Source organism: Streptomyces sp. NPDC004126 (genome assembly GCF_050275515.1).
In the GTDB taxonomy this organism is placed as follows: Bacteria; Actinomycetota; Actinomycetes; order Streptomycetales; family Streptomycetaceae; genus Streptomyces.
The window spans coordinates 173996-181929 of sequence record NZ_JBNNPF010000001.1 but is presented as its reverse complement, the minus strand read 5'-3'; the positions used below and the strand labels follow the sequence as shown (position 1 = coordinate 181929).

8 protein-coding genes are annotated in these 7934 nt (G+C 74.3%); 3 read left to right on the top strand and 5 right to left on the bottom strand.

Features of this window, described 5'->3' with window-relative positions; all coding sequences use genetic code 11:
* Positions 1-181 precede the first annotated feature (181 nt).
* The 3 genes from ACQKM2_RS00815 to dhaK are packed head-to-tail and all read right to left on the bottom strand — an operon-like array spanning position 182 to position 2195.
* The gene (locus ACQKM2_RS00815; protein ID WP_427704908.1) at positions 182-589 is read right to left on the bottom strand and encodes a PTS-dependent dihydroxyacetone kinase phosphotransferase subunit DhaM; all 408 of its coding nucleotides are present in this window, start codon (positions 587-589) and stop codon (positions 182-184) included.
* Positions 586-1194, bottom strand: a complete 609-nt coding sequence (gene dhaL / locus ACQKM2_RS00810) for a dihydroxyacetone kinase subunit DhaL (RefSeq protein ID WP_427704905.1) — start codon at positions 1192-1194, stop codon at positions 586-588. The genes ACQKM2_RS00815 and dhaL overlap by 4 nt, the downstream gene beginning before the upstream one ends.
* 2 nt (positions 1195-1196) lie before the next feature.
* On the bottom strand, positions 1197-2195 hold the full coding sequence (gene dhaK / locus ACQKM2_RS00805) for a dihydroxyacetone kinase subunit DhaK (RefSeq protein ID WP_427705702.1): 999 nt from the start codon (positions 2193-2195) through the stop codon (positions 1197-1199).
* A gap of 160 nt (positions 2196-2355) precedes the next feature.
* Between dhaK and ACQKM2_RS00800 the strand changes: the two genes are divergently transcribed.
* Positions 2356-3393, top strand: a complete 1038-nt coding sequence (locus tag ACQKM2_RS00800; protein ID WP_427704902.1) for an MBL fold metallo-hydrolase — start codon at positions 2356-2358, stop codon at positions 3391-3393.
* 9 nt (positions 3394-3402) lie between these two features.
* Here the strand turns inward: ACQKM2_RS00800 and ACQKM2_RS00795 are convergent, their stop codons facing one another.
* Positions 3403-3867 carry a MarR family winged helix-turn-helix transcriptional regulator gene (locus ACQKM2_RS00795; protein ID WP_362464708.1) on the bottom strand — a complete coding sequence of 155 codons (465 nt, stop codon included), beginning with the start codon at positions 3865-3867 and terminating at the stop codon, positions 3403-3405.
* 127 nt (positions 3868-3994) lie between these two features.
* On the opposite strand from ACQKM2_RS00795, the gene ACQKM2_RS00790 reads away from it, so the two are divergent.
* Both ACQKM2_RS00790 and ACQKM2_RS00785 read left to right on the top strand, forming a co-directional pair.
* Positions 3995-4558 (top strand): DoxX family membrane protein, encoded by a 564-nt coding sequence (locus ACQKM2_RS00790; RefSeq protein WP_427704897.1) that lies wholly within the window; start codon positions 3995-3997, stop codon positions 4556-4558.
* Between the two features lie 40 nt (positions 4559-4598).
* Positions 4599-6392: a glycoside hydrolase family 15 protein gene (locus tag ACQKM2_RS00785; protein WP_427704895.1), complete on the top strand. Its 1794-nt coding sequence runs from the start codon at positions 4599-4601 to the stop codon at positions 6390-6392.
* Between the two features lie 60 nt (positions 6393-6452).
* On the opposite strand, the gene ACQKM2_RS00780 is transcribed toward ACQKM2_RS00785, so the two are convergent.
* Entirely contained in the window at positions 6453-7859 is a 1407-nt protein-coding gene (locus ACQKM2_RS00780) for an APC family permease (RefSeq protein ID WP_427704893.1), read from the bottom strand.
* Between the last annotated feature and the right edge of the window lie 75 nt (positions 7860-7934).

Sequence of the window (7934 nt, the reverse complement as noted above, 5' to 3'; positions counted from 1 at the left end):
GCGCGTAACCCCCCCTCCCCCACACCCGCGGGCGGGTTATTTACTGCCCCCCCGTGCTTTTTGGGGGGGGGGGGGGGGGGGGGCCCCCCCCCCGGGAAGGGGTCCGGGCGCAGCCCGGGGAACGGGCGAAGGGCGGGGCGGGGAGAGGCCCCGCGCAGCGGCACGCGCAGCCCCCGGCGGGTCACGCCTTGCGGTAGGCGTACGCCTCCTCGGCCGCCGCCACCACGGCCTCCAGCGGGGCCCCCGCGGACGCGGCGACCACCGCCGCCACGGCCCCCTCCAGGAACGGCGCGTCCACCAGGCGGGAGCCGGCCGGGAGTTCCTCGTCCTCCAGGAGCGCCTTGACGGTCAGCACCGAGCTGCCCAGGTCCACCAGCAGCGCGACCCCGGCCCCCCGGTCCACCTCCGACGCGGCCGCCGTGATGAGCTCCGCGCTCGTGCCGAGCCCGCCGTCGGCGGTGCCGCCCGCCGGGGCCACCGGGGCCACCGCCCCGCCCGCCGCGATGCCCCGCGCCAGCTCCGCCACCGACCCGGCGACCCCGGCGCTGTGCGACACCAGCACGATCCCGACCAGCGCCCCGCCGCTCACGCGGCCCCCTCCGCCGTGTCGGCCAGCGCGCCCAGCAACAGGGCGGCCGAGGTCGCTCCCGGATCCTGGTGCCCGACGCTGCGCTCCCCGAGGTAGCTGGCGCGGCCCTTGCGGGCCAGTATCGGAACCGTCGCCAGCGCCCCGCCCTCCGCCGCGTCCCCGGCGGCACGGTAGGACGTACCCAGCGCCGCGACCCCCGGGACCAGCGCGTCCAGCATCGTCTTGTCGCCCGGGGCCGCCCCGCCCAGCCGGGCCACCGCGTCCACCCCCGCGTCCAGTGCTCCGCGCAGCTCCTCGTCGGAGACCTCGGCGGCCTCACCGAGCTCCTTGCCGGTGCGCCGCAGCAGCGTCCCGTACAGCGGCCCGGACGCGCCGCCCACCGTGGAGATGAGCGTCCGGCCGGCCAGCTGGAGCAGCGCCCCGGGCGCGGCCTCCGGGCCGGCCCCGGCGAGCGCCGTGCGCACGGCCGTGAAGCCCCGCAGCAGGTTGGCCCCGTGGTCGGCGTCCCCGATGGGGGAGTCGAGCTCGGTCAGCCGGTCCGCCTCCCGTTCCACCGCCGCCGCGGCGGCCTCCATCCAGCGCCGGAAGAACTCCGCGTCCCGCATCCTCAGCACCCCCATCGCAGGGCGGCCGTCCGCACCGGCGCGTCCCACAGCCGCAGCAGCTCCTCGTCCGCCCGGCACACGGTCACCGAACAGCCCGCCATGTCCAGGGAGGTGACGTAGTTCCCGACGAGCGCCCGCGCCACCTCGACGCCCCGCGCGGCCAAGGCCGCGGCCACCTCCGCGTGGAACCCGTACAGCTCCAGCAGCGGGGTCGCGCCCATCCCGTTGACCAGCAGCAGCACCGGACCGGCCGGCGGTCCGGCCTCCGCGAGGTCGTCCAGTACGGCCGCCACCGCCACCTCCGCGATCTCCCGCGAGGTCATCATCGCGCGCCGCTCCCGGCCGGGCTCGCCGTGGATCCCGACGCCCAACTCCAGTTCCCCGTCGGGGAGGTCGAAGGTCGGACTGCCCTTCGCGGGCGTGGTGCAGGCGCCGAGGGCCACCCCGAAACTGCGGGAGGACCCGTTGACCCGCCGGGCGAGCGCGGCGACCCGCTCCAGCGGCGCGCCCTCCTCGGCCGCCGCCCCGGCGATCTTCTCGACGAAGAGGGTGCCCCCGGTGCCGCGCCGGCCGGCCGTGTAGAGGCTGTCGGTCACGGCGACGTCGTCGTCGACGAGCACCCGCTCCACCCGCAGGCCGTCCTCCTCGGCCAGTTCGGCGGCCATCTGGAAGTTCAGCACGTCGCCGGTGTAGTTCTTGACGACGAACAGCACCCCCTGGCCGGAGTCCACGGCGCCGGCCGCGTGCAGCATCTGGTCGGGCACCGGCGAGGTGAACACGGCGCCGGCGCAGGCGGCGGAGAGCATCCCGGGCCCCACGAACCCGGCGTGCAGCGGTTCGTGCCCGGAGCCACCCCCGGAAACCACCCCGACCCGCCCACCGTCCCGCGCGCCCCGCCGTACGACGACCTGCCGCTCCACGTCGACGTCGAGCTCGGGATGCGCGGCCGCCATGCCGCGCAACGCGTCGGAGACCACGGTGTCGGGTGAGTTGATGAGCATCTTCACGGAAACCTCCCGGTGCGGTGGAGTCGTGTTCTTCGACCTGCTGCCGACCGTATGGCAGAGGGCCCCGCCGAGGTGGCGGAACGCGGACGTGGTGGACCCGGCGTAGGCTCGGTGGCGGGGGTGTTTCGCCTTCGGCGGCTGCGCGGGAGGGAGCGTGACCGTGCTGGGTGAGCTGGTCGGGATCGACGGCCGGACCGTGCTGGTCGCCGGGCAGGAGCTGGACCTCGCGCACGGGCGGCCCGACGTGGCCAACGCCCTCGTCCACCGGACCGGCGACACCCTCGTCCTGGTCGACACCGGTGTCACGCAGCCGTTCCGCGCCGCGCTGCGGGAGGCCGCCGAGCGGGTCGGCCCCTGGTCCCGGGTGCTGCTGCTGACCACCCACGGGCACGCCGACCACGTCGGCAACAACGACCTGGCCGACGCGCTGGGCGCCCCGGCGGAGCACTACGTCCCCGCCCCCGACCTCGGCCAGATGCGGGACCCGGTGGCGTACTGGACGCGGGCCTTCGAGCGGGTCGCCGGGCTGGGCGTGCTGCCCGGGCCGCCCCGGGACACCGCCGAGCGGGTGGTCTCGCTCTTCCGGCCGCTGCGGCCGTTCGGCGCGACGACCCGGACGTACGAGGAACTGCCGCCGGAGCGGATCCGGATCGGCTCGCTGCGGTTCGGCGGCTGGACCTTCGCCGACGGGGCGGTCAGGGTGCTGCGCAGCCAGGGCCACACCGCCGGGCACGTGGTCGTGCACCTGCGGGACTACGGAGTCCTCCACCTCTCCGACGAGGCCAACGGCCCCTGCGGCCCCATGGCCGACGCCGACCAGCTCAAGCTCCAGACGGTGCTGGGCTCCGCGGCCTGCCTCCTGGAGGAGGGCGGGGCCGAAGTCCTCACCGACGGGCACACCTTCGCCCTGCGCCGCGGCGCCGCGGCGGTGTCCCACCTGGACCGGATGCTGGACCAGGCGGCGGCCCTGCACGCGGCGGCCCTCGAACTGGCCGCCGGCCCCGGCCCGGTCCACCCGGACGCGTTCGTCGCCGGCGTCGCGGAGGCCGCCACCGCGCTGGGCGTGACGGGCGCCAACCCGAACCCGCTGTTCACCGCGATGATGGCGGTGAACCTCCTGCACGACCTGGGCCTGCGCCCCGGGTCCGCCACCCCCGCGGCCCCCTGGTCCCGGCCCGGGGCCAGGCCGTAGGACCGTCCGTCAGGCGCCCTGTTCGCGCAGCCGGCGGCTGACCTCGCCGAGGCCGTCGGCGAGGGCGTCGAGCTGTTCGGGGGTCAGGACGTCCACCAGGGCCTCCCGGACCGCCGTGACGTGGCCCGGGGCGGCTTCCTCCAGGCGGGTGCGGCCCGCGTCGGTGAGGACGGCGAAGACGCCCCGGACGTCCGAGGGGCAGCTGCGGCGGCGGACCAGGCCCGCCTTCTCCATCTGGCCGACCTGGTAGGTCAGGCCGCTCTTGGAGTTGATCAGCCCGTTGGCGAGCTCCGTCATGCGCAGCTCCTGGTCGGGCGCCGCGGCGAGCCGCACGAGGATCTCGTACTGGGGGTGGGAGAGTCCGGAATCGTCCTTGAGCTGCTGGTCGAGCCGGCGGTTCACCAGGGCGGAGGCTGCCAGGAAACCCCTCCAGGCGCGCATCTCTCGGTCGTCCAGCCATCTCGGTTCGTCCATGACGCCAGGGTACATGAGTCGTTCGAATTTGAATCAATGGCTCGTCGGTGGCTATGGTCGGACTCAAGCAGGTTCGAATTTGAACTACTGAACTGATCCCTCGGGCCGCCCTACCGGAAGGACCCCCATGAGCACCGCCACCGCCACCGCCACCGCGACGAAGACCCCGGCCGCCGCCCCGGCCGCCCCCGTGGCCGACACCTCCTCCTGCGACGCCGGACTGCTCCTGCTCCGCGTCGTCCTCGGTCTCGCCGTGGCCGCCCACGGCACCCAGAAGCTCTTCGGCTGGTTCGGCGGCGGCGGCATCAGCGGCACCGGCCAGTTCTTCACCGCCAGCGGCTACCCGGCGGGCGACGCCATGGCCGCCCTCGCCGGTCTGACCGAGACCCTCGGCGGCCTCGGCCTCGCCCTCGGCCTGCTCACCCCGCTCGCCGGGGCGGCCGTCACCGGCACGATGATCAACGCCCTGGCCGTCCACGGCGCCGGCGCCTTCTTCGCCCCGAAGGGCATGGAGTACGAGCTCCTGCTCGCCGCGGCCGCCGCCGCCCTCACCCTGGCCGGCCCCGGCCGCCACGCCGTCGACCGGCTGCTGCCCGTCCCGGCCCTGCGCACCCACCGCCTCGCCCTCGGCGCCCAGGCCCTCGCCCTCGGCGTGGTCCTCGCCGTCGTGACGCTCCTCATCCGCGGCTAACGGCTGATTGACCCCCGCGGTTTGGGGGAAAAGCGGATGAATGACACAACCCATCGAAGACTACGCACTCATCGGCGACCTGATGACCAGCGCACTGGTCGGCCGTGACGGGTCCATCGACTGGCTGTGCCTGCCGCACTTCGATTCCGCAGCCTGCTTCGCCGCCCTCCTCGGCACCAAGGAGAACGGCCACTGGCGCATCGCCCCGGCCGCCGCCGAGGGCGGCGAACCCTGCACGCGGCGGGCCTACCTGGACGGCTCGCTGGTCCTGGAGTCGTACTGGGAGACCGACGAGGGAACCGTCAAGGTCGTCGACTTCATGCCGCAGCGCGACGAGGCGCCCGACGTGATGCGGATCGTCGAAGGGGTCTCCGGCCGGGTCACCGTCCGGAGCACCCTGCGGCTGCGCTTCGACTACGGCCACGTCGTCCCCTGGGTCCGGCGCAGCGAGGGCGACCGGGTCGCGGTCGCCGGACCCGACTCGGTCTGGTTCCGCAGCGAGCCCCCCGTGCGGACCTGGGGCGAGGACCGCAGCACCCGCTCGGAGTTCACCGTCGGCCCCGGCGAGAAGGTCGCCTTCGTACTGACCTGGCACCCCTCGCACGAGCCGCGCCCCGAGCCCGTCGACCCGTACGGGGCACTGGAGCAGAGCCTCGCCGACTGGCGGGAGTGGGCCGGCCAGTGCCGCTACGAGGGCCCGTACGAGGAGGCCGTCACCCGCTCGCTGATCACCCTCAAGGCCCTCACCTTCGCCCCCACCGGCGGGATCGCCGCCGCCGCGACGACCTCCCTGCCCGAGGAGATCGGCGGGGTCCGCAACTGGGACTACCGCTACTGCTGGCTCCGCGACGCCACCCTGACCCTGGGCGCCCTGCTGTCCACCGGCTTCCTCGACGAGGCACGGGCCTGGCGGGGCTGGCTGCTGCGCGCCGTCGCGGGCGACCCGGCCGACCTCCAGATCATGTACGGCATCGCCGGCGAGCGCCGCATCCCCGAGACCGAACTGCCCTGGCTGCGCGGCTACGCAGGCTCCGCCCCGGTCCGGGTCGGCAACGCCGCCGTCGACCAGCTCCAGCTGGACGTGTACGGGGAGGTCCTGGACGCCCTGCACCTGGCGCGGGCCTCCGGGCTGGCCTCGGAACGGCACGCCTGGAAGATCCAGCTCTCCCTCCTCGACTTCCTGGAGCGCAACTGGCACCGCCCGGACGAGGGGCTGTGGGAGGTGCGCGGCCCGCGCCGCCACTTCACCCATTCCAAGGTGATGGCCTGGGTGGCCGCCGACCGGGCCGTGCGGACCCTGGAGAACGCCCCGCACATGCCGGGCGACGTCGATCGCTGGCGGGCCATGCGGGACGAGGTGCACCGCGACGTCTGCGACAAAGGCTACGACCCCGAGCGGGGCACCTTCACCCAGTACTACGGCTCCCGCGAGCTGGACGCGGCCACCCTGCTCATCCCCCGCGTCGGCTTCCTCCCGCCCGACGACCCCCGCGTGATCGGCACCGTCGACGCCGTCCGGGCGGAGCTGGGCAGCAGCGGCCTGGTCCGCCGCTACAGCACCGAAGGACCCTCCGTCGACGGGCTCCCCGGAGACGAGGGCACCTTCCTGGCCTGCTCGTTCTGGATGGTCGACGCCCTGCACGCGACCGGCCGGACCAAGGAGGCCCGCGAGCTCTTCGAGAAGCTGCTCGCGGTCCGCAACGACGTGGGCCTGCTCGCCGAGGAGTACGACACCCGCGCCGGACGCCAGCTCGGGAACTTCCCGCAGGCGTTCAGCCACGTCGGCCTGGTCAACACCGCCATCGCCCTGTCCGCCGCCGAAGCGGCCGGCTGACCCCCGCGCACACGGGTGAGGGGCCGCCGCGAACCGCGACGGCCCCTCACCCGGCAGCGGTCAGACCGCCGGCTCGTCCTCCTCCTCGGGGATGCTGACCAGCCAGCGCGAGTCCGTCCGCGGCCGCAGGTACAGCGCCCAGTAGAGGGTGGCCACGGCGGTGATGCCGCCGGTCCACAGCAGGTACTGGGTCTCCTGCTGGGTCAGGATGTACGCGAACACGAGGATCAGCACGATCGGCACGGCCGGCCACAGCGGCATCCGCCAGGCGGCCTTCTCGCCGTGCGCACCGCGCCGGCTGAACAGCGCGGCCACCGCGACCAGCAGGTACATGCCGGTCACCGACACGCCGGTCACCCCGTACAGGGTGTCGAGGTTGACGAAGCACATCGCCGCGCCCGGCAGACCGACCAGCAGCGTGGCCACCCAGGGGGAGCCGAAGCGGCCCAGCCGCGACAGGCCGCGGTTGACCGGCTCGGGCCAGGCCTTGTCGCGGGCCGAGGCGAAGAGCACCCGGGAGTTCTGGATGACCATCACGATGCCGGCGTTGACGATGGCCAGGGCCACGCACAGGCTGACGAAGGTGCCGACGGCCGAGTTCGACCAGGCCGTCACCATCGCGCCCAGGTCGCCGGAGGTCAGCGCCTCCAGGTCCGGGGCGCCCATGGTGATCGCGATGACCGGGACGAGGATCACGGCGGAGGAGATCGCGAGGGTCGCGAGCACGGTCCGCGGGACGTTGCGGCGCGGCTGCTCCAGCTCCTCGGACAGGTAGACGGCGGTGGAGAAGCCCTGGGTGACGAAGAGCGCGATCGCCAGTCCGGAGACCACCATCATGGCCGTCACCGTGGAGACGCCGCCGCCCTCGGCGGCCACCGAACCGTGCACCAGGGCGTCGGCGCCCCGCTCGCTGTGGGCGAAGCCGAGCACGGCGACCAGCGCGGCGGCGACCACCTCCAGCACGAGGAAGATGCCCGTGATCCAGGCGTTGGCGCGCAGGTCCAGCAGACCGGCGAGGGTGGCGAGCAGCATCACGGCGCCGCCGGCCACCGGAGCCGGTACGTCGATCACGGGGGAGAGGTAGTCGGCCGTGCCCATGGCGATCACGGGCGGCACGATCATCACCACGAGCAGGGACAGCACGAAGACGAGCCAGCCGGCGAGCCGGCCCGCGAGGGTGGAGACCATGGCGTACTCGCCGCCGGCGCTGGGAATGAGCGTGCCCAGCTCCGAGTAGCAGAACGCCACGCCGACGCAGAGCAGCGAGCCGATGGCGATGGTGAGCGCGGTCCAGGTGCCGAGCCCCGAGAAGAGGTCGGGAACGACGACGAAGAGGGTCGAGGCGGGCGTCACGCACGACAGCGTGAGCAGTGTCCCGCCGACGACGCCGATGGAGCGCTTGAGCTTCTGCGGGGTGGGACCGGTGGCCGGGGCGAGGGCCTGGGGTGCGCTGATCGTGTCAGTCATCGGTGCGGGGTTCCGATCGGCAGTGTGGTGAAGGAGTGCGGGAGCGGTATCGCCTCCGGGGCGGTGGTGGGCACT